This window comes from Peptoclostridium acidaminophilum DSM 3953 (assembly GCF_000597865.1).
Taxonomy (GTDB): domain Bacteria; phylum Bacillota; class Clostridia; order Peptostreptococcales; family Peptostreptococcaceae; genus Peptoclostridium_A; species Peptoclostridium_A acidaminophilum.
On sequence record NZ_CP007452.1, the window covers coordinates 2041396 to 2062655 of the forward strand.

General features: G+C 48.7%; 14 protein-coding genes and 3 riboswitches. Of the genes, 9 read left to right on the forward strand and 5 right to left on the reverse strand.

The window, feature by feature from the left end; genetic code table 11:
• Positions 1-3 precede the first annotated feature (3 nt).
• Positions 4-6123 carry an IPT/TIG domain-containing protein gene (locus EAL2_RS10010; RefSeq protein ID WP_025436248.1) on the reverse strand — a complete coding sequence of 2040 codons (6120 nt, stop codon included), beginning with the start codon at positions 6121-6123 and terminating at the stop codon, positions 4-6.
• A 427-nt stretch (positions 6124-6550) separates the two neighbouring features.
• On the opposite strand from EAL2_RS10010, the gene EAL2_RS15535 reads away from it, so the two are divergent.
• Both EAL2_RS15535 and EAL2_RS10020 read left to right on the forward strand, forming a co-directional pair.
• Entirely contained in the window at positions 6551-6769 is a 219-nt protein-coding gene (locus EAL2_RS15535) for a LexA family protein (protein WP_025436249.1), read from the forward strand.
• Positions 6756-7352 carry an RNA polymerase sigma factor gene (locus tag EAL2_RS10020; RefSeq protein ID WP_025436250.1) on the forward strand — a complete coding sequence of 199 codons (597 nt, stop codon included), beginning with the start codon at positions 6756-6758 and terminating at the stop codon, positions 7350-7352. The genes EAL2_RS15535 and EAL2_RS10020 overlap by 14 nt, the downstream gene beginning before the upstream one ends.
• A gap of 191 nt (positions 7353-7543) precedes the next feature.
• On the opposite strand, the gene EAL2_RS10025 is transcribed toward EAL2_RS10020, so the two are convergent.
• Positions 7544-7993 (reverse strand): hypothetical protein, encoded by a 450-nt coding sequence (locus EAL2_RS10025; protein WP_025436251.1) that lies wholly within the window; start codon positions 7991-7993, stop codon positions 7544-7546.
• A gap of 219 nt (positions 7994-8212) precedes the next feature.
• On the opposite strand from EAL2_RS10025, the gene EAL2_RS10030 reads away from it, so the two are divergent.
• The 3 genes from EAL2_RS10030 to EAL2_RS15070 all read left to right on the forward strand — a co-directional run bounded on the left by EAL2_RS10030 (position 8213) and on the right by EAL2_RS15070 (position 9108).
• Positions 8213-8437 carry a DUF1659 domain-containing protein gene (locus tag EAL2_RS10030; protein WP_025436252.1) on the forward strand — a complete coding sequence of 75 codons (225 nt, stop codon included), beginning with the start codon at positions 8213-8215 and terminating at the stop codon, positions 8435-8437.
• 294 nt (positions 8438-8731) lie between these two features.
• Positions 8732-8950: a DUF2922 domain-containing protein gene (locus tag EAL2_RS10035; RefSeq protein ID WP_025436253.1), complete on the forward strand. Its 219-nt coding sequence runs from the start codon at positions 8732-8734 to the stop codon at positions 8948-8950.
• An 11-nt stretch (positions 8951-8961) separates the two neighbouring features.
• The gene (locus EAL2_RS15070) at positions 8962-9108 is read left to right on the forward strand and encodes a YvrJ family protein (RefSeq protein ID WP_070810851.1); all 147 of its coding nucleotides are present in this window, start codon (positions 8962-8964) and stop codon (positions 9106-9108) included.
• 336 nt (positions 9109-9444) lie between these two features.
• Here the strand turns inward: EAL2_RS15070 and EAL2_RS10040 are convergent, their stop codons facing one another.
• Positions 9445-10662: an MGDG synthase family glycosyltransferase gene (locus tag EAL2_RS10040; protein WP_025436254.1), complete on the reverse strand. Its 1218-nt coding sequence runs from the start codon at positions 10660-10662 to the stop codon at positions 9445-9447.
• A gap of 18 nt (positions 10663-10680) precedes the next feature.
• Positions 10681-11931 carry a serine hydroxymethyltransferase gene (locus EAL2_RS10045; RefSeq protein WP_025436255.1) on the reverse strand — a complete coding sequence of 417 codons (1251 nt, stop codon included), beginning with the start codon at positions 11929-11931 and terminating at the stop codon, positions 10681-10683.
• Positions 11932-12424: 493 nt separating this feature from the next.
• Here EAL2_RS10045 and EAL2_RS10050 point away from each other — a divergent pair, with 493 nt between their 5' ends.
• Both EAL2_RS10050 and EAL2_RS10055 read left to right on the forward strand, forming a co-directional pair.
• Positions 12425-12943 carry an NADH-quinone oxidoreductase subunit NuoE family protein gene (locus EAL2_RS10050; protein WP_025436256.1) on the forward strand — a complete coding sequence of 173 codons (519 nt, stop codon included), beginning with the start codon at positions 12425-12427 and terminating at the stop codon, positions 12941-12943.
• Positions 12936-14189, forward strand: coding sequence for a complex I 51 kDa subunit family protein (locus tag EAL2_RS10055; protein WP_025436257.1), 1254 nt, complete (start codon positions 12936-12938; stop codon positions 14187-14189). The genes EAL2_RS10050 and EAL2_RS10055 overlap by 8 nt, the downstream gene beginning before the upstream one ends.
• Before the next feature lie 188 nt (positions 14190-14377).
• Here EAL2_RS10055 and EAL2_RS10060 read toward each other — a convergent pair whose 3' ends face one another.
• Entirely contained in the window at positions 14378-15772 is a 1395-nt protein-coding gene (locus tag EAL2_RS10060) for an alanine/glycine:cation symporter family protein (RefSeq protein WP_025436258.1), read from the reverse strand.
• 118 nt (positions 15773-15890) lie between these two features.
• Positions 15891-16048, reverse strand: a riboswitch (glycine riboswitch).
• 2 nt (positions 16049-16050) lie between these two features.
• A riboswitch (glycine riboswitch) is annotated at positions 16051-16124 on the reverse strand.
• Positions 16125-16625: 501 nt separating this feature from the next.
• A riboswitch (glycine riboswitch) is annotated at positions 16626-16764 on the reverse strand.
• 727 nt (positions 16765-17491) lie between these two features.
• On the opposite strand from EAL2_RS10060, the gene EAL2_RS10065 reads away from it, so the two are divergent.
• Both EAL2_RS10065 and fdhF read left to right on the forward strand, forming a co-directional pair.
• Positions 17492-18445: a 2Fe-2S iron-sulfur cluster-binding protein gene (locus EAL2_RS10065; RefSeq protein ID WP_025436259.1), complete on the forward strand. Its 954-nt coding sequence runs from the start codon at positions 17492-17494 to the stop codon at positions 18443-18445.
• Between the two features lie 114 nt (positions 18446-18559).
• Complete coding sequence (gene fdhF, locus EAL2_RS15205) at positions 18560-21253, forward strand: formate dehydrogenase subunit alpha (protein WP_084481119.1); 2694 nt, start codon at positions 18560-18562, stop codon at positions 21251-21253.
• Positions 21254-21260: the final 7 nt, after the last annotated feature.

Below are 21260 nucleotides of genomic sequence, written 5' to 3' on the forward strand. Positions count from 1 at the left end.
CTTTTATCTTGTGCCTGTGGCTCTGTAGCTTCCAAGGCCGCTTATCCTTCCCGACACGGAGTCAAAATGCGATGCTCCGCCTTCGACGCTCTTCCAAACGCGCTGCGTCTCGTCGTAGAGGCTCAGCCCGGCGCTTTTGTATCTTCTCATGCTCAGCTTTGCGCTGTCTATGCCCAGCTCCAGCCTTGCAGGCTCAGCCATGTAGTAGAGCTGCTTTTGCCCGCTTTTGCTGTAGGCGTAGGCCTTTATTGTGTATTCAGCTGACACTGAGCCGTCCTGGCTTCCAGAAGGCACTTTTGCCTTTGCTATCTCAATTCTTACTCCCGAGCCACTTGAGCTGTCTATTCCCGAAACGTCAAAGGCGTTCGGGTTGAAAGTCAGCGTGAAGTCCCTGCCGATTACGCTTATGTCGGCGGCGCCGGAGTCTCTTATAACCTGGGAGCTCATGCTTATGACCGCTGACTCCGCGCCGGAGAGCCTGCCTGATGTCAGATCTATATTCAGCGGTCTGTCGGCGTCCTCTTCGCCCATCGTGATGCATGCCGCAGAGCCAGCAATCGACATTTGTGTCTTTTCCCCAAGCCCAGAGTCAGAGTCCTCGTAGCCGGCATTTTTGCCGGTTGCGACCCTGTCGCTTTCCCTGGAGGCCTTGGAGGATGACACGGCTCCCAAAGCCTTTATCTTGAACCTGTAGCTTGTGTTTGACTTGACGTCCTGGTATATGAAGCTTGTATTCGATGTGGAATGGACAAGGTACTCCCTGCCCCCTTCTATTGCGTATACGTCGTAGCCCTTGGCTCCCTCCACTGCGCTCCATTTTACAGAGATGTAACGGTCGTATATTATTTCGGCTTCTACATCCGATGGCGCATCCACATTCGGAAGGCCGTAGGAGATTCTGTATACAGCCGTAGCTCCTCCGTCAGGGTTTATGACTATCATTCCCTGCTTGCCCATTACGCCTTCGGGCGTTGTGACTATGAGGGTGTTTTCATCCTTCCACTCCACAGCCTTAGCGTCGGCTCCCGCTTTTATCACGTAGCCCTTGGAGCCTATGTAGAGCGCTGGCGTTTGCGAGTCTGTGAGCTCGGGCATGAAAACCACCCTTGCGCCCTGCATGAAGCCTTTGCCCTTTACGGCTATGCTCTCTCCGCCGTAAGCCGAGAGCGAATCCATTGACGTCTTCATGTCGGATGATTTGAGCACGCAGTCTATGGCGGGGCCGCTGACGAATGTGAAGCCGTTTCTGAGCACCGCTATCTCTCCGTCGCTGTTTTCAACCTTGACATCCGCTTTTCCCGGAACGTGAGCAGGCGTCTTAACCTTTATGGTCTTGTAGTCAACCCTTGTGACTTCCGCAGCCTGCGTTCCCCCAAACATTACTATGAGCCCGTCCCTGAAATCGTCGCCCGTTATTGTAACCCAGTCGCCACCACTGCTGGAGCCTATATTTGGCGTTATGGCGTCCAAGCGGGGCACGCTGTCGCCGCCTATGAACTGTATATATATTGGCGGCTGGGAGCTGTCCGAGGATGCTATGCCTCCGTCGGCGTTTATGACCTTAACCTTGCACAGCCTGCCTATGTAGCTTTGAGGCACCGCGGGCATGTCGAACACTATGAGCTCTGGGCTTTGATCCCTAAGCTGCTCGGCCTTTATGGCCGGAAGGTCTGCTATCTGGACGCTTGCGCCCTCCCTGAAGTCGCTTCCCTTTATGGCTATAGTGTTGCCGCCGGCTATTGAAAGCTTCACAAGCCTTATGTCCTTTGGTATTCCCGAAAAGCTGTGGGTAACCTGCTCGGGGTCCCTTGAATCCTTGAGTATGGTTTCTATAGCCGGCTTGCTGTCCGGGTTCCTGTACTCGAACTCCGACTTAGCTGTTCCTCCGTCGGGATTCATCACAGTCACGCTGACCCTTACCGGGATTTTTACGGCGCTAAAGTAAGAGGGAGTTGTAAGCTCTATGAATTCCGAGTTCACAAGTCTTGCATAAGGAGCATAGCCCCTTTCCACAATCAGCCTGTCGCTTAGAACCTCGACCCTTATAAGCTCCTTGCCGAAGTAGCCCTCTCCGGTGGCGTCTTTTAGCAGCCCGGCGGGCACAAATATGGTTTCGCCGCTGTAGCCGTCTACGGTTCCGGAATACTCGGCGTCTATAGTTTTTATGCTAAGCCTGACCAAGGCTTGGGACTCGCTGTATTCCGCCGAAAGACCCCCTTCCAGTTCCACAAAGGCCTTGGCGTTTTCAATCTCCCCTGTGCCCGCCCTGCCTTTATTTGACACGTCGCCGAATCTCACAAGGGGCATCGTCATCCTTTCAAAGGCTGCCGGGCTGTCTCCCTGGACAAGGCTTGCGGCCAAGCTTATCTGCGTCTCTCCAAAGCCTGTTCCTATGAGCTCTACAGATTCGTTGCCGGCCTTGTCGCCAACTGCCGGCAGCACAGTCCTTATTGAAGTAGGCGATATCCTGTATGTGAATTTGAGCTTATTTGACATTCCGTAGCTGTTCTCGCCCTGGTTGACGAATATTACGTCCACGGTTCCCGCCGGGTTGGGGGGAGTCTTCAGCTTTATGTAGCCGTTGAATATGTTATCTTCCTGGAGCTGCACCTCTTTACTTCCAAAGTAAACCTTGGGCAGAATCCTGTTGCCCTGCTCGTCCTGGCTGGTTCTTATGTCGCTTACGTCTATTCTGACAGTGTCCCCGCCCAGTGTGGTGCCCTCGGCTGCGGGCTGAAGGTTGCTTATTACAGGCGTTGAAAATGGAGCGTAGTATGTAAAGTATTCGCTGTCAATACTGCTCGACCAGCTGGCGCCCCCCGGGTTCAGTATTACAACCGGAACCTTTGCCTTCTGGCTCGTCATGTCGCCCTGCTTTTTCCCGTAGGGCGGGACTATTATCTCCATTTGCGTGCCGCCGTTGTTGACGCTGCTCACCCTGGCTTCTGCGCCGTCTACGAACACCCTGGTTTGCGGGGTGAAGCCCTTGCCAGTTATTTTTACCGTGTAGCCCCCGGCTATGAGTCCGAAGCTTGGCTGCAAACCGCCCTCCTCCACGGAAGGGTTCTGCTCATGGTTCGGAGTAGTTATCAGGTAGAATCCGCTCTGCCCTGATTTTGTGTCCTTTTTAGTGTCCGGGTTTATTACGCTAATGTCGTAGTAGTTGCTTGGAAGGTCCCTAAAGTCCGGATGGGACTTGCCCGGAACCCAAAAGTATATTGTGTTCATGTCCTTTACTCTGACTCTGTCGCCGTATATCCTGCCGTCCGCTCCGATTGCGAAGGGCGTCATCATTTTAAGCTTTAAAGTCTCCCTGCCGCTGCAGCTGAGCTCGACCTTGTCACTTCCGGGGTATGAAAGGGTGTATTCGTTGCCGTCCCTGTCTACAGCCTTTATTTCGGCCCCCGAGGCTATGATGTCGAAGCTCTTTCTCGGACCCGACAATGAAATTTCCCCTTTTTCATTGACACTGAGCACCATGAACTCATTTTCTGCATCCTCGTTTTCGAGTACCACGCTGTGGTAGTAGTCAGCCAGAACCGGGCGCTTGCCTGAAGCGTCAAGCCCTATTACGTATTCTCCCTCGGGGGCAGCGAAGGGACTTAGTATTATCTTGCCCTTTGAGTCCCTGTTGTAGCTGTTGATATCCTTGCCGCCAAGCAGCACTCTGGCGCCGATTAGCTTGTGTATGTATTCCCTGCTTCCGCTGGAGTCGGGCAGTAGGAAGTTCTGGCCGCTTATCACAACAAGGGTAGGCTCTATTCCCCGCTGCTCGTCGTCCCCGCTGCCCATTCCAGGTGAAAAGGAGGCTATCTTTGGATTGGTGTATGTCTTCACGAACCTGAACTCTGCGGTGTCGACCCCGCCTTCGGCGTTCATTATCTGGAGCTGTGTCAGCCCCTCCCTGCCCTGGGGCGCCTTGAAGATTATGCTGGTGCCGTCCTGGCGCCTTTCAAATGTCTTTATCTCCTTGCCGTCTATGTACACCCTGAGCCCGTCCTGGAAGTTTGAGCCTGTTACAGTTACAGTTTCGCCCCCCTCCTTCATTACAGAATCAGGCGTCACGCTTTCAATTATTGGAACCTTTGCCGACGGCGGGCTGACAAACTCTATTCCGTAGGGGAGAACTCCTCGCTTGCCCTCTACGCTGGAGTCGTCCCTCATGGGGTTTATCACTACAAGGTCCGCCTTTCCAAGCACAAGCCTTGAGAGCCTTGTGCCTGATGGGATTACAGCCACTATCCTGTCTCCAGTCTGGCCAGGCGTGCTGCCGTCAATTTCGTTGTCATTCTTGTCAAGCACCTTCAGCTCAAGCCTCTGCGGGTCAACGTCGCTCTCAGCTCCCACGTAGGTGTTCTTGCTTAGCCTTAGCTCGCTTCCAAGCTCCACTATGGGATACTTTACCTTCACCTGCTTGTCGCTGGCGTCCGTATACCTGTGTACAATGAAGTTGCGGCCGGTTATTGAAATCAGTATGTCCTTTGTTGTGACATAGCCTCCGCTTCCGTCGCTTTCCACATGAATCTTGGGAGGCGTCATTCCCAGATTGGATGGGGTTATTGTGCTTGGTTCGAAGGTGTAGCCGCCCTTGAGCTCCGCCCTGTCCTTTATTATTGTCACGTTGGGATTCTCCGAGTCTTCAACAGGCAGCTTAGTTATTATCGTCCTGGTTTCTATTACAACGTCCTTGTGGGGACTCTCCTCAGCATCTGTAACCTGCTGGGTTATGACCTTGACCTTGTCCATAGAGCTGTTGAAGCTGAAGTCATAATCGCTGGAATCGGCTTTCTTTGCGAATTTTGCAAGGCCTCCGATTAGAACTTTCACTTCTTTTTTTACGCTTACGGCTTCCCCCTTGTACTTGCCCGTGCCGTAGTCTACGGTTAGAACCTCGCCGCTGTCCTTGGCATCGACACTCATATGGCCCGGAGTGTCGGGTGTAAAGCCTATGTTGAGGGAGCCTATGTAAACTCCCGATATTTCAGTTCTAGAGCCCGTGTCAGGACCCGATTCCGGGCTGAGGGGCTGGTATATCTTCATTTTCTGGCTTGCGTCTATTATGGTGAATTTCTGGTCTTCACCGAACTCGAACTGCTCGTCCACCGACTTGTCCGGATCAGCCCCATCTGGAATCTTGTTTGTTATGACTACGTAGTACTCCCCGTTTTCTATTACTCCCTTTTTATCCTTGGGAACCTTGACTGTAAGCATCTGCTTTCTGTCGGCATCCGGATTTGAGCCTAGGAATGGGCACTTGCTGTCGTTTGTGTACTTGTCCGTAATGCTCTTTAACAGGAATACATCCACGTTGTTGACATCAAGCCCCGAGCTGGCTGTTATTATTATCTCGTCGCCGAACTGGCCCCTGTTTGGATTCATGGCCGCGTCCTTGACGTCCATCTTCTTTGTGAGCCTGAACTGGTCGTTGTATGTGTTTTGTATTGTTGTTTTCACCTGGCTTGTGCCCGATTCAAAATCCACCTGCTGTGTGTATTCCTTCTTGAATACTATGTTCTGAAGGCCTAAATTTCCGTTGATCGGATTTGTAGAGAGGCTCCCCTCGGTCTTTGCGCTGACTGGAAGCGGCGTCTGGGCCACTGCCCCGGACTTGTCCTCGAAGGCTCCGCTTATGCTGGCTCCGTTATATGTTGTGCCCACCTTGTCCAGGCCCGTTCCCGTTATTGATATGCCCTCAGACCCTGTCACTATTATTCTGTCAAGCATGCCCGACATGGCCGGCAGACCTTCCTGGTCTATGGATATTTGGCAATCGCCCACTATTATGCTGCTGCCTATGCTTCCTGGTATTTCAAACTGCACTATCTCCTCCTCGTTTATCTGGGCCCTTGAATAGACATCGGCGCCCTGGGAGGTTATTGATTTTACTGTTATGTCCTTCAAATACGAGCCCATAATTGTTATCTTTGTTTTTGTGACCTTGTAGAGTCCCCCCTCGTGGACCTTTGTAATAAGCACGCTGTCAACGGAATATTTACTCTTGTCGTATGCGTACGCCCTCTCCATTTCGCTCCATGGCATGCTTCCAAGCGCCATGAGCAGTGATAATAATATGGCTGTAAGCCTTCGCACAAGCTTTGAAGCTCTCCATCTTGCATTTGTCATGTCTTTGATCACCAGTCCTTTGTCGATTTATATGTGTAATCCTTTATATTTGGCTCAATCGGACAGGTTAGATGTCCGCATATGGTTTATCGGCTGTTTCGGATTTTTCTTTAATTTTAAAGATATATTATTATTTTATGCGCAGAGCGGTGCAGAATGTATAGTTCCCCAGCCCTACAAAACTGCAGGGACATGCAATATTTCGAATGATTATTCATCTGCGTATAAGCTTTGCAGCATCGGGGTTTTACGTTTTCAACCAAATGGATTTCAGGGGCGAACAAAAATTTGCGGCTTGTTTATGCAATATGTCTTATGTATAATGTGGGCAAGCTCAGGATCCCGGTTTTTCCAGTATGTTCACGTCTTTGTTTTGCAGACTGTTTGCCGCTTTCGGGTTCGGGCTAACTTTTGGGAGGTGGAGGGGTTGTACGGAAGGAGTTGCGAGGAATACTGCAGCGAGACTCTCAGGAGCGATATGATCGTCTTCATAAGGGAGTGTCAAAGCATGGGGTATTGTCCCAGCCGCAGGGAGATAGGCGCAAAAGTCGGCAGGGCTCCGAGTGTTGTAAACAAGCATCTTCACAGGATGGCAAATGATGGCGTGCTGAAGCTGAAAGGGGTGAGACGGATTGAATTTCTGTAATCAGGAAGGCAAATCAGCTGTAGTAGAGCAGGAGCATTTGGAGGCACAACGGCTTGCCGAGCTCGCCTGCGAGGGATGCAAGGATTCTACACATGAGCTTGTGGAGCGCTTTACTCCGCTCCTTAGGGGCAAGTGCAGGCAGTATTTTGGTGTGGTGGATGAGGATCTGCTTCAGGACGGTATCGTGAAGCTGCTTGAGCTCATTCGCGACTTCGAGCCTCAGCGGGGAGCGAATTTTTGCGGCTACGCCAAATACATGATAAGTACGTTCTACTGGAACCTCAAGCGAAAGCGGATTCTCGAGGAGTCAAGGCGCGCGGAGGCGGATGTGAGCGACGAGCATTCCGAACGCTCGGGAGCTTGTGACTATGAGATAGCAGGGGTTGAAACCAGGATGGCGCTCGAGACGCTTCCTGAAGCTCAAAGGGATGTCATAGAACTTATTTATATGCAGGGACTCAGCACTGATGAGACTGCAAAACGACTTGGGATTTCGTATTCGTATGCCTCCAAGCTTTCGCGGCGGGCTCTGCGGCAGTTGCGGGACGGGCCTCTCTCCCGGGATGAATGGCGCGGAAGCTAAGTGCCAGATTATGCTACAGGCTTTGTGATTAAAGAACAAACTAGGTCAACAGGCCGCCAAATGCCAAAATATTCAAAATGCATGTAGAGACATGTGTTTTTTAATAATAAAACGGGATAGGCAAGCCTTTCAGATTGGTTCTGAGTTTGGCGTGCTTATCCCGTTTGTGTTTGTTAGGGTATGGTGATTTATTATTTTGCTTCCTTGAGAGTCGTTATGTCGTACCAGTTCTTTGCGGCGATTCTTTCTACTATGTTGAAGTCATTCTTGAGTTTTTCAACGTCTCCTCTTATGTGGGCAATTTCGTTGAACATTTGGTCGTGCTCGGCCTTGTTGACTTGAGCCGAATGCTCGAGAGCTCTAAGGAGCTGCGTATGCTCATCGAGAGTGCTTTTCATGCCGGTCATTTCAGTTTTGATACCGGAAATTTCATCTTTAATTCCGAAGATTTCACCTTTGATTCCCGAGATTTCGCCTTTCATGCCAGACATGTCATTTTTGATTCCCGAGATTTCACCTTTCATGCCAGACATGTCATTTTTGATTCCCGAGATTTCGCCTTTGATTCCCGAGATTTCGCCTTTCATGTCGGTCATATCACTTTGGATGTTTTTTAGTATTTCTAGAATTTCCTTTTCCATTTTTCATACCTCCGCCTCTTATTCTCCGATAAACAGGGGTGTGATTTTACGGTTAGCTGTGTTATCTATGTTAAGCTTTAGGTTGTTTTTTCTGGGTTATCGGTATCTCCATTATACCACATCCGGAATTTTTTTGGCTTTTTTGAAAATATAGTGCCAATTTTCCTCCCAGGCTGAATATATATATGTGAATACAAAATTTCAAAGGAGGTTGTTATCATGGCTATTGTTGAAAAGGTGGCATCTAATCTTCAGCTGACTTATTCGATGGGGATTGGCACGGATGGCAAGGAGGTTTTCAAGAGGAAGACTTTCAAGAATTTCAGGCCGGAGGTTCTTGACGCTGATATTCTGGCGGTGGCGAGTGGGCTGGCGGCGGTTCAGGAGCCGGCGCTGAGCGAGGTGAGGAGAGTTGATGAGTCGGTGATTAGCGACTTAGGTTAACTCTTGCCTTCTACTCAGTTTTGGGATTCCCTGCAGCTTGCCCACGCCAAAAGCTCTCGAATTTTGAGAACTCGCTACGCTCAGACACTCAAAATTCTTCGGTTTTGTGCGCATGCTGCGCTGGGGAATCTCTAAAAACATGACTCAAGTCGGCATGCGAGTTAAGCCGGCGTCGCTTAAGCCGCCCTTCGGGCGGGGAGCACACTAAAAGCAGCGGATGCTTCGCCATCCACGTGCGCATGCTGCGATGGCGCCGCGAATAATTACTACATTATATATAGGGGGGTTTTTGAGATGAAAAGGACAATCGAAATGAGTTTTGTGAAATCCGACGGCAAGAGGTATACGCTCAGGCTTGAGAATGCCAGGGAGGATGTCACTGGCCCGGAGATAAACGCTCTTATGGATTCTCTGGTGCAAAAGGATGTCTTTGTGTTCGACGGGGCCGCAATAGATGGCAAGGTTGCGGCGAAGATAGTCGCCATCGACGAGACTCCTGTTACTCTTAGCTAGGTCGCGTTGCTATGGAGCAGCTTGTCTATTTGCTTTCGAATGTGGGCTTCCCCATTGTGATATGTCTGTATCTTCTCATGAGAATTGAAGAGAAGCTGGAGACTCTCACTAATGCGATAAGCTCTCTCGGAAGCGCCATAGTTTCGATGAAGGAATGAGCCCTCTTCGAGGAAATCCAATATGTATTATGCATAAAAGGCAGCCCATGGCTGCCTTTTTTTGCTGCGCGTATACAATATCTCCGCACATGAATTCGATAGCTCAAGCACGAGGCGGTTGGTTTTGCGCCCAAGGGATTCAAGCTGAATGCGCAGTCGATTTTATGAGCGTTTTGATGGATTTGCCAGCGAAGGCCGCAGCTGAAACCGCAGAATTTTGAGTGTCTGAGCGCAGCGAGTTCTCAAAATTCAAGAGTTTAAGTAAGGCCAAGCTAGCGCGAATCCCAAAACCGAATGAGAGACAAGCGTTCACTTGAATCAATGCTTGAATCCCATTTAGAGAAGATTCAAAAGATACTCCCCTATCTTGTCCCGCTCCAGCGTCGCCTTGAAGCTCCTTATGTTGTCTTCGAGCTTTGTGATTTCCTCGCTGCTGCCAAGGAGCCGCTCTATTTCTCCGGCGACTTCAAGTGTTGTGTCTTTTACTGCCCCCAGGCTGTATTTTTTGATGAAGTTGGCGTTTTCTATCTCCTGGCCGATGTTTGGCATTTTGGCGACAAGAGGTGTTTCGCAGTTTATGGCCTCAAAGAGCGTCACGCCGCCGGGCTTTGTGACAAGGAGGCTGGTTCTTCTCATAAGGAATGCCGGATCCTTGACAAAGCCTATTATCTTGGTGTTCTGAAAGCCCTGGGCCTGGAGTTTTTCGAAAAGCTCCCTGTTCCTGCCTGTTATTATGCTCGTTTCGACTCCGCTCATCCGGTCGAGCGTCTCAAGCAGCTTTAGCTCGACGTCGAAGTGGCCTCTTCCTCCGCCCATCACCACGACTCTTTTGATTTCCTCGGGCAACGGCTTGCTTATGTTTTCCGCGTCGATGAAGCTTTTTCTAACTGGTATTCCCGTGACCTTGAGCCTGCTCTCGGGTATTCCTTTTTTTATGAGGCTGCTTTTTACGCAGCCCGCAGGCAGCAGGTACAGGTCTGTCTCATCGCTCAGCCACTCGTAGCTGTCGACTACGTCTGTTATGCAGGTGGCCAGCGGTATGCCCGATTTTTGCTTTTTCTTGAAGCGCGAGACTATGTTGGAGCAGAGCGGGAATGTGGCGACTATGAGCCTCGGCTCGGTCTCGAGTATATATTCGGTGAGGCGCTGAAGGCCCATTATGCTCGTTATCTCGTCTATGTAGTATTCCGTGCAGTCCTTGCGCTTCCTGTAGAAATAGTTGTAGAGCTCGGGCATCTCCTTGGTTATGAGCTCGTAGAGGTCGTATGCGTACTGCTCGAGCAGAGGGTTTGTGACGCTGAAAAGGTCCCTTATCTCTATGCCAAGGCTCTGATCTAGCGCCAGCAGCTGCTCCTTTACGGCCTTGGATACGTTGTGGTGGCCGGAGCCGAAGAATGCTGTAAGTATGAGTATGTCCGTCTTTTGGGGCGCAGGCCTTTTTGACGCTGCCGGGCCGCGCAGCTTGCCCAGGCCATTTTTGGCGGCCATGCTTTTTAGCTTGCGCACCTCTTCTTTTATGTCCAGATCGTCTATCCTGCGGATTCCTGTATTCATGAGCGTCTCGTCTCCAGCTTATTCGAAGTAGCCCTGGTAGAGAGGGAAGCTGCTGCCGAGCTCTACGACTCTTTTTGCAATGCCTTCGAGCGCCGCCTTGTTGTCTATGTTGCTGGCAACCTCGTCTATTAACGCGCCTATGTGCTCGGCCTCCTCCTCTTTCATTCCCTTTATTGTCATGGCTGTCGTTCCTATCCTTATGCCGCTTGTCACTGCAGGCTTTTGGAGATCGAATGGTATCATGTTCTTGTTTACTGTTATGCCTACGCTCTCGAGCGCCTCGTCTAGCTGCACTCCTGTCAGTCCCTTTGGCCTGACGTCGACCAGCATGAGGTGGTTGTCTGTGCCGCCTGTTACTATCCTAAATCCCCTCTGCGAAAGCGTCTGCGCGAGCTTTTGCGCGTTTCTCACTACCTGCTGCATGCACTCCCTGTACTCGCTAGTCATGGCATTTTTGAAGGTGTGCGCCTTGGCCGCCATTATGTGAAAGTGCATTGAGCCCTGTACTCCCGGGAATATGCCCTTGTCCACCTTGGCTGCATGCTCGCCCCTGCAGAGTATGAAGCCGCCTCTTGCGCCCGCTAGTGTCTTTGTGGTTGTCGATGTCACAAAATCCGCGTGAGGCACCGGGCTTGGTATGACGCCTGCCGCCACAAGGCCTGCAATATGTGCCATGTCGACCATGAAGTAGGCTCCGACTTCCTTTGCTATAAGCGACATTCTTTCGTAGTCTATGAGCCTTGGGTATGCGCTCGCTCCCGCAATGAGGAGCTTAGGCCTTTTCTCCTTTGCAAGCTTTTCAACCTCGTCGTAGTCTATGATCTCCGTTTCCCTGTTCAGGCCGTATGATACGCAGTCGTACATCTTGCCCGAGAAGTTGACGCTGCTGCCGTGTGTGAGGTGGCCGCCCTGGTCGAGCCTCATGCCGAGTATCGTGTCTCCGGGATTTAGCATTGCCGCATATACTGCCTGGTTGGCCTGCGAGCCCGAGTGCGCCTGTATGTTGGCGTGCTCGGCGCCAAAGAGCTCCTTGGCCCTTTCTATCCCGAGCGTCTCCATCTTGTCTACCACATGGCAGCCGGCGTGGTATCTTTTTCCGGGATAGCCTTCGGCCGTCTTGTTTGTGAGCACTGAGCCCTGCAGCTCCATTATCGCCTCGCTCACGTAGCTTTCAGACGCTATTAGCTCTATTCCGTTCCTCTGGCGCGCAAGCTCCTCGCCTACTATATCGTAAAGCGCCTGGTCCTTTTCCTTGAGACTGTTAAGCATATCCCCTTACCCCCTGTTTTTATGTTTTGGCGGCTGCCTTGCGCCGCAAAAGTGCATTTAATATATTTTTATCCCTTATATTCCGTTCTAATCACCGCAGGTACGCTCTCTTGGCTGCAAAAAGACAAGAGAGCGTACCTGCGGCTTTGGGTATGACGGTTTTTAATATAACAAAATAAATATCTTTTTTCAGATTTTTCAAAAAAATTATTTTCTTTTTATGACGTGTGGCTATTCCTAGTGTTTGTGACTAAAAGCTCTGGAATAGGGTATTACTTTGAAAAAAGAAGGTTTGCGCAGCTTTTTGATCTATAGAAATATTTTATAGTGCCGGGCGGCCGCCTTTACTTTATAATTAACAAATTAACATTCATAGGAAAAAAGCCTTGACAATGCTATAATATTGCCATGCTAAGTATCTTTTTGACGCTTTAATGTTCAAGTATTATTCATATTTTCATATAAATAAATAGATGGAATCGGAGGTAATAAAATGACTAAGCCTTTAAACAGCAAGCTCGAGGAGCAATATCCGGAGCTATACGCGCAGGTCGGCGAGATTGTATCCAAGTGGGGAGCTTCAAGGGACAACCTCATAGCTGTTCTGCTGGATGTCCAGTCAAAGAGCGAGAGAAACTACCTTTCCAAGGAGGCCATGCTGGCCGTATCTGAGATAATGGGGATAATAGTCCAGGACGTGTACGAGGTGGCTACTTTCTACCACGCGATATCTACAAAGCCAAGGGGCAGATTCCTTGTGCAGCTTTGCCAGGGGACTTCGTGCACCGTCAACAAGGTTGTCAATGTAAAGGATGCTCTCGAGGCAGAGCTTGGAATAAAGATAGGCAACTCTACGCCTGATGAGCTGTTCACTTTCGAATATACGCCATGCTTTGGGGCATGCGATGTTTCTCCGGCAATGAGGCTAAATGGAAAGGTTGTCGGCAATCTCACCCCGGAAACGATAAAGCAGATCATAGGCGAGTGCAGGGAGGCGGCTAAAAATGAGTAAGACCGTAAGCGTTATATCAAAGAATTTCTACAAGGTGAATCCTGATTCCATAGACGAGTACATAGCCGCAGGGGGCTTTGAGGGCCTTAAAAAGGCTATAACAATGAAGCCCGAGGAGATTATAGAGCTGCTCAACAAGTCTGACCTTCAGGGAAGGGGCGGAGCCGCGTTTTCAGTTGCCACTAAGTGGAACCACGCAGTCAGGGTGAGCGCGCCTGTAAAGGGCATAATGTGCAACGCCGACGAGGGCGAGCCTGGAACCTTCAAGGACAGGTCTCTGCTTGAGCACAATCCTTTCGGAGTAATAGAAGGCATGATAATAGGCGCCTACGTGGGCGGCGGCTCGCAGATGAACCACGCCAGGATATATATAAGGGAAGAATACACCTACCTTCACGGCAGGGTCAGAAACGCCATTAAACAGGCCGAGGAAAGAGGCTTCCTTGGCAATGACATACTCGGAACAGGCCTCAACATCGAGATGAAGGTCGTATCGGGCGCCGGCGCATACGTGTGCGGCGAGAGCTCTGCTCTGCTTGAGTCTACAGAGGGCAAGGCGGGAAGGCCAAGGATAAAGCCGCCTAGACTTAACAATGTCGGACTCTACAACCTCCCCACTCTGCTCAACAACGTGGAGTCATACAGCATAGTCCCTATACTAGTAAGGGACGACAGCGAGTACAGAAGCTACGGCACTGAAAAGAGCATAGGCACTAAGATGATAAGCGTCTCGGGCAATGTCAAAAAGCCCGGGGTTTATGAGATACCATTTGGAATAACTATAAGGGAAGTCGTGTACGACATAGCCGGAGGACTCAGCTCCGAGAGGCCGCTCAAGTTCGTTCAGATAGGTGGGGCTTCGGGCGCAATAGTGCCTGCAAGCCAGCTTGACACTCCGATATCCTATGAAGGCCTTTGCGAGATAGGCGTTGCAGTGGGCTCGGGCGCAGTTGTTGTAGCTGACGATTCGAACTCAATGCTCGACTACTTCGATTCACTGGCGCATTTCTTCGCCGAGGAGTCATGCGGCAAGTGCACGCCTTGCAGGGAGGGCAACAGACAGCTCGTCAAGATTGTAGGGCTTATGAAATCTGGCAAGGCCACAGCCGCTGATTTTGACAGGCTCGTTGATATGCTTGGTCTCATGAAGGGCGCATCGTTTTGCGGCCTTGGAAAGACTGAACCTGCTCCGTTCCTTGCTGCTATAAAGCACTTCGAAGACGAGGTAAGAGGCTACTTTAAATAGCTGAATACTCCCGCTGCGCCGGGAGATTCAATATATACAATATATAATGGAAGTCATCATCCATTAAGCATCATTTGAAATCAAAATATTTTGAACTCACAAAACCCCCGGACTCTTGGATTCCGGGGGTTTTGTCTTTTGGGGTCTTTTATATTTAAATTTTGAGGGTTTGGTTTTGGCCTTTAAAATTATGCGATGGCCTTTTTCTTTTCTTTTTCCTTCATTTCCAATTCATCGAAGTATTGCTTCGTTTCTGCTACTATTATACCGCTAAGGCCTATTATTGCTATCAGGTTTGGTATTGCCATAAGGCCGTTAACTATGTCTGCTATTGTCCATATAAGGTTAAGCTTGAGGAATGGTCCTACTGCCACAAGCGCTATGAATATATATTTGTAAGTCTTTATTCCTTTTACGCCGAAAAGATATTCAGTACATCTTTCGCCGTAGTAGTTCCAGCCAAGTATTGTTGTGAATGCGAAAAATATAAGACCTATTGTAACTATCAGCTCGCCCAGCATTGGAACCGCACCGAATCCTGATCTGAACGCCGCAGTAGTAGCAGCCGCTCCTTCAAGCGCCGGGTCATTCCACACGCCAGTTATTACAAGCGAAATTCCTGTCATTGTGCATATTATTATTGTGTCGAAGAATGTTCCTGTCATCTGAACAAGACCTTGTCTTACGCATGATCTTGTCTTTGCAGCTGCTGCCGCTATAGGCGCAGAGCCAAGACCCGACTCATTCGAGAATACTCCCCTTGAAACTCCACTCTTTAGAGCTATCATGATTGTAGCTCCTGCAAAACCGCCTGCTGCGGCATGTCCTGTGAATGCGCTTTTTACTATAAGGGCTACAGTCGCTGGAAGCTGAGCTGCATTAAGCACAAGTATTACTATAACTCCGACTATATAGAACGCAGCCATGAAAGGCACTATAAGCTCAGAAACCTTAGATATGCTCTTTATTCCTCCGAGTGTAACAGCCGCAGTAGCTACTGTAAGCACTATGCCAGTTACGATCACCGGAATCTTGAACGATATCTCAACTGCTGAGGTTATCGAGTTAACCTGCGCAAATGTTCCTATTCCAAAGAACGCAACGCCAATGCCGAATACGGCAAAGCATCTTGCAAGGAACTTGTTGTTAAGTCCTCTTTCTATGTAATACATAGGTCCGCCGGACATTTGTCCGTTTTCGTCGGTAACCCTATACTTGACGGCAAGCAGCGCCTCAGCGTACTTTGTCGCCATGCCAAATAGTGCGGCCATCCACATCCAGAAAAGAGCTCCCGGACCTCCAAGCCTTATTGCCGTTGCAACACCAACGATGTTGCCTGTACCTATTGTTGCTGAAAGAGCCGTACAAACCGCTCCGAACGCCGAAACGTCGCCGTCTACTTTCAAGTCCTTTGCTTCCGGATCTTCAGTGAAAAGATACTTAAGAGCCAGAGGAAGCTTTGTTACCTGAAGAAAGCCCAGCCTGATTGTCAGGTATATACCCGTTCCCATAAGGAGTATCAGCAGCGGCGGGCCCCAGAGGAATGTGTTTACCGCTTGAAAAAACTGACTTACTTGTTCCATTTTGTTTACCTCCTGCTTTTTTTGAAATTTTTTAAAACAAAAAAGCAGAGACAATCTGATATACGGGAAGAATAATAAAAAAAATGATAGCTCTTTGGCATATTCCCATACTCAAATTCCCCTGTCCTTTTACCTGAGAGATTCGCCGTTTTCATATTGCATACATCATCCATAATACATTATACGGCACATTTTATGCAGTATATAATGTACATGGTCCGGTATACATACACGCGCGGCTTGCTCCTTCGGTGCTCTGTCGAGTCTCTCCAGAGGTTTGTCCAACAGCGGTCCTAAGACCTGAAAGCTTCACTTCTTCGGTGCCCAATAGGGGCTCTCCCGCCGTCTTCATCCAAAACTATTAATTTGTTGATTTCTTAGTTATGATTATAGTATAGAAATAATCGATTGTCAACAAAGTAACAACTTGTTTTTGAATGGGAACAATTACAATCAGGCTTGTTCGTCGCAACAATGAAGCTGTTGATTTTGGCGGGTTTATAAATTGTGCGTTTATGCAAACAATTCACACAGTTCAAGAATTCGCAAAAATATTTTTCTGCGCCGTGATTTTCCAGGATGTAAAATGACTATTTATGAACGTTTTTGAGGTTTTATTCTGGGCGTGTGCTTCCGGATGTCTTTTTCGTTATAATTTTATCAAATTAAATTGCGCACTATTCAGTTTTTTGAGACTTGCATGCTTTGCAATTACCTTGTTTTAAAAATTCCAAATATTCAGACACAGTATGCAGCGTCTAAACATCCCGACAAGGGTGGATTGTGTCTTTTGTCCTCCTGTCCCAAAAAAATAAAAAAAACCGCCTGAGCAGTTTGTATGTTTTAAGGAAAAATTCAGTTCTCTGTCCTTTTACCTGAGAGATTCATTTAATCGCTTGATCTAAAAAAGGGATGAGCTTTTTTATTTATATAAAGATCTCAATTAAATTTGCTCCTTCGGTGCCTTATATGGTCTCTCCAGAGTATCGTCTTGATGACAGTCCTAAGCCTGAAAGCTTTACTTCTTCGGCGCCCCTCATGGGTCTCTCCTGCCACCTTCATCCGATAATAAGATATTGGCAAATAATTATGGATACGCAGTACCGCACTGCGCAATTGTTATTATATATCGTCACATATATAAAGTCAACCGTATTTTTGATTTTAGTCGACCGGTACTGCCACATGTCTCTTTTATTTTTGTGTGTTGATATTTTCATTGGTGAAATTTCTATCATTTCTTTCACGTTTTACATCTATCCCCATATGTGAATAGTTTCCCCGTGCACGTGCATAATATTGCACCCAACTCCAGTCCCCGCTTTTTGCGACAGCTTCCCAGGCTAAATATCAGCTTAAGTCCATCATTTTTCGCAACCAGCAGAACGGCTTTAATTAGAATAAATATTTAACATTTTTTCATTCTTTATCCGGGCCCAAATGCCCTTTTTTGCATATATATACTTATTTTATGCTTTTTCATCGCTTCTGTTTGCCCGTTTTACAGCGGTTGGATATTATTGCAGTCTAGACAAATCCTTGGATTATTGTTATTATTTTATTACTTAAAACATTGTTATAAATTTATTCTATTTTGCATAAACACAATTATTTATGCTTTTTTAAAAAAACAATTTATTCGGGTCAAATTGGTGGACGCTCTTCCCAATCCACTAATCCATACATTTAATTCATACATTATATAAGGAGGAACATTAAATGGTAACACTTACAATTAACGGGCAGAGCGTTTCCGTGTCGCGGAAAAGCACGATAATAGAAGCTGCCGCAAAGCTTGGTATTGAAATCCCCGCTCTCTGCTACGACGAGAACCTCGAGCCCGTAGGCGCTTGCAGGCTTTGCGTTGTAGATGTGCAGGGCGCAAGAGGCCTTTTGACTGCCTGCTCGACTCCGGTTGCCGAGGGAATGGTAGTTGAAACAGAGACCGAAAGGGTTATAGACGCTAGAAGAGGTGTTCTTCGCCTTCTGCTTGATAACCATCCGAACGATTGCCTCACTTGCGAAAAAGCCGGTTCTTGTCTTCTTCAAAAATATTCTTACAAGTATGATGTGAAATTCGACGCTTCTGCAAAAGGTGCAAGGAGAGCCGGACTTCTAGACGATTCCAACCCTTATATAATGAGAGACGACAGCAAGTGCATACTTTGCGGAAAATGTGTCAGGATATGCGGACAAGTTTCAGAAAGAAGCGTGCTTGCTTTTTCAGGAAGAGGCTTCGACACTAAGGTTGTTTTCGACGGAGACGCTTCAATAGCCGAATCAAAATGTGTTTCATGCCTAAGATGCGTATCCGTATGCCCTACCGGAGCTCTTATAGACGCAAGAGCCACAGGAAGCTACAGACCTTGGGAAGTCCAAACTGTTGCTGTTAAATGCAAGCAGTGCGACAGCGGATGCGACTTTGACCTTCTAAAAAGAAACGGCGAAACGGTTGCCATCAAGCCGCAGCCACCTACAAGCGGAAGACCTCTTTGCCTCAAGGGCAGACTTGCGACAGAGCTTGAATACATAAGCTCAGACAAGCTCAAATCTCCTCAGATAAAGGAAAACGGTTCCTTCAAAATATGCAGATGGTCTGAGGCCCTGGGACTCGACAACACGCTTTCAAAGATAATTGATTTTGAAAATAAAGCAGGCGAAAGCGGAAAATAATCAGTCTTATTCCGGTCCTGGCGGGACAGTCAGGATGCCTGTTCATCTGCTGCCCTGCTGATAATATTCAAGCCATGCATGAGTGCATGCTGTTAATAGGAGGTTTATCCGAATATGATAAATGTGACAATAAACGGCACGACGGTGAGCGTGCCCAGGAAGTCCACACTGCTTGAGGCATGCAACGCTGCAGGCGTAAGCATCCCTACATTCTGCCACGACGAAAGACTACAGGCGCACGCGGCCTGCAGGATATGTGTTGTAGAAGTCGCGGGAGCCAGAGGCCTCATGACTGCATGCTCGACTCCGGCGGTAGACGGAATGGACGTACAGACTCACAGCGAAAGAGTAATCGAAGCAAGAAGAGGCGTTCTAAGCCTGATGATAGCAAACCACCCTCTTGACTGCCTTACATGCGTAAAATCCGGAGACTGCAGACTTCAGGACTACTGCTACGAGTACGGCGTCAAAGAGCCTGAATTCGAAGGTGCAAAGAAGAATTATGAAATAGACGATTCGAATCCTTTCTATATAAGCGACCAGAACAAGTGCATAAGCTGCGGAAGATGCGTAAGGGTATGCAACGAGCTTCAGTGCACTGGCGCAATAGACCTGGCTGAAAGGGGTTTTGACACACACGTGGCAACTCCTTTTGATGTGGATCTTGAAAAGTCCAAATGCGTATCCTGCGGAAACTGCGTTGCCGTTTGCCCTGTCGGAGCCTTGATGCCAAAGAGCAAGGAGCTCTTCAGGCAATGGGAGACTAAAAAGGTAAGAACTACATGCTCATATTGCGGCGTAGGCTGCCAGATGGATCTTGTAGTAAAAGGCGACACTGTGGTAGGCGCAGAGCCAGCCAACGGACCTGCCAACGAGGGACTTTTGTGCGTCAAGGGAAGATTCGGCTACAAGTTCCTTAGCCACCCGGACAGGCTCACAAAGCCTCTTATAAGAAAGAACGGGGAGCTTGTGGAGTCTTCCTGGGACGAGGCATACAGCCTTGTTGCAAAGAAGATGAAGCAGACAAAGGAAGAATTCGGAGCTGATTCGCTAGTTGGGCTTACATCTGCAAGATGTACAAATGAGGAAAACTACCTCATGCAAAAGCTTTTCAGAGCCGTAATAGGCACTAACAACATCGATCACTGCGCACGCCTCTGACACTCCTCAACGGTTGCAGGTCTTGCAGCCACACTGGGAAGCGGAGCGATGACAAACAGCATAACTGAAGTCAAGGATTCAGACGCGATATTCGTAATAGGCTCCAACACTACAGAAAACCACCCTGTAATAGGCGCAATGATGAAACAGGCGGTTAAGAAGGGCGCAAAGCTGATAGTTGCCGAGCCAAGAAGGATAGAGCTTGCCGACTACGCTGACGTTTTCCTTCAGATAAAGCCTGGAACAAACGTAGCGCTTCTAAACGGCATGATGAAAGCCATAGTAGACGAGGACCTTCATGACAAGGAATATATAGAAGAAAGAACAGAGGACTTCGACAAGCTAAAAGAACTTCTCGGCAGACATACTGTTGAAGAATACGCAGCTATATGCGGCGTAGATGCAGAGGATGTAAGGAAAGCGGCCAGAATATACGCAGAGGCCGACAAAGCCGGAATATACTACGCAATGGGCATAACTCAGCACAGCGACGGAACAAACCACGTCAAGTCGGTTTCAAACCTTGCTCTGCTTTGCGGAAACCTAGGAAAGGAATCTGCCGGAGTCAACCCTCTAAGAGGACAAAACAACGTGCAGGGAGCCTGCGACATGGGCGGACTTCCAAACTCGTTCCCCGGCTACCTGAGCGTCACTTCTCCAGAAATTCGCGAGAAATTCGAGAAGGCCTGGGACGCCAAGCTCTCTGGCAACGTGGGACTCACCATACCTAAGATGCTAAGCGGAATAGACAGCGGCGATGTAAGGCTTATGTATATAATGGGCGAGAACCCTATGGTTTCAGACCCGGACCTTACTCACGTCGAAAAATCTCTAAGGAAAGTGGACTTCCTCGTAGTTCAGGACATATTCCTCACAGAGACTGCACTGCTTGCTGACGTTGTGCTTCCTGCAGCCGCCTTTGCAGAAAAAGACGGAACCTTCTCAAATACAGAAAGAAGAGTCCAGATGGTAAGAAAGGCTGTGAATCCTCCGGGGGAAGCCAAGGCCGACTGGAAGATATTCATGGACCTTATGAACAAGCTTGGATATTCCAACTACTACAGAAATACAAGCGAGATAATGGATGAGATAGCATCAGTTACCCCTCAGTACGGCGGCATAAGCTACGACAGGCTTGAAGAAAAAGGAAGCCTGCAGTGGCCTTGCCCGACAAAGGAGCACGAGGGCACGAAATTCCTGCACAAGGGCCAATTCGCAAGAGGCAAGGGACTTTTCACAGCCGTAGAGTACAAAGGACCTGCAGAGATTACAGACGAGGAGTACCCTCTGATACTTACAACAGGAAGGGTTCTATACCACTACCACACAATGACAATGACAGGCAAGGTAGAGGGCCTCATGCAGAAATCCCCGGAAAGCTTCATAGAGCTTTCGCCAAATGCAGCTGAAAACCTTGGCGTTGCTGACGGCGAAATGGTGAAGGTATCATCAAGAAGGGGCACAATAAATGTAAAAGCCGCAGTCAAGGATATACTAGCTGACAACGTGGTGTTCATGCCTTTCCACTTTGCTGTGGGAGCGGCCAACATGCTTACAAACACAGCTCTGGATCCGACCTGCAACATACCTGAATTCAAGGTCTGCGCAGTGAAGGTTGAAAAAATAGCCACAGAAAAGACAGCTTAAAGGCTCA

Bases quoted from the DNA above. Each gene is read 5' to 3' on its own strand.
- EAL2_RS10010 (WP_025436248.1), bottom strand. From the start codon at position 6,123: ATGACAAATGCAAGATGGAGAGCTTCAAAGCTTGTGCGAAGGCTTACA.
- EAL2_RS10025 (WP_025436251.1), bottom strand. From the start codon at position 7,993: ATGGAAAAGGAAATTCTAGAAATACTAAAAAACATCCAAAGTGATATG.
- EAL2_RS10030 (WP_025436252.1), top strand. From the start codon at position 8,213: ATGGCTATTGTTGAAAAGGTGGCATCTAATCTTCAGCTGACTTATTCG.
- EAL2_RS10035 (WP_025436253.1), top strand. From the start codon at position 8,732: ATGAAAAGGACAATCGAAATGAGTTTTGTGAAATCCGACGGCAAGAGG.
- EAL2_RS15070 (WP_070810851.1), top strand. From the start codon at position 8,962: ATGGAGCAGCTTGTCTATTTGCTTTCGAATGTGGGCTTCCCCATTGTG.
- EAL2_RS10040 (WP_025436254.1), bottom strand. From the start codon at position 10,662: ATGAATACAGGAATCCGCAGGATAGACGATCTGGACATAAAAGAAGAG.
- EAL2_RS10045 (WP_025436255.1), bottom strand. From the start codon at position 11,931: ATGCTTAACAGTCTCAAGGAAAAGGACCAGGCGCTTTACGATATAGTA.
- EAL2_RS10050 (WP_025436256.1), top strand. From the start codon at position 12,425: ATGACTAAGCCTTTAAACAGCAAGCTCGAGGAGCAATATCCGGAGCTA.
- EAL2_RS10055 (WP_025436257.1), top strand. From the start codon at position 12,936: ATGAGTAAGACCGTAAGCGTTATATCAAAGAATTTCTACAAGGTGAAT.
- EAL2_RS10060 (WP_025436258.1), bottom strand. From the start codon at position 15,772: ATGGAACAAGTAAGTCAGTTTTTTCAAGCGGTAAACACATTCCTCTGG.
- EAL2_RS10065 (WP_025436259.1), top strand. From the start codon at position 17,492: ATGGTAACACTTACAATTAACGGGCAGAGCGTTTCCGTGTCGCGGAAA.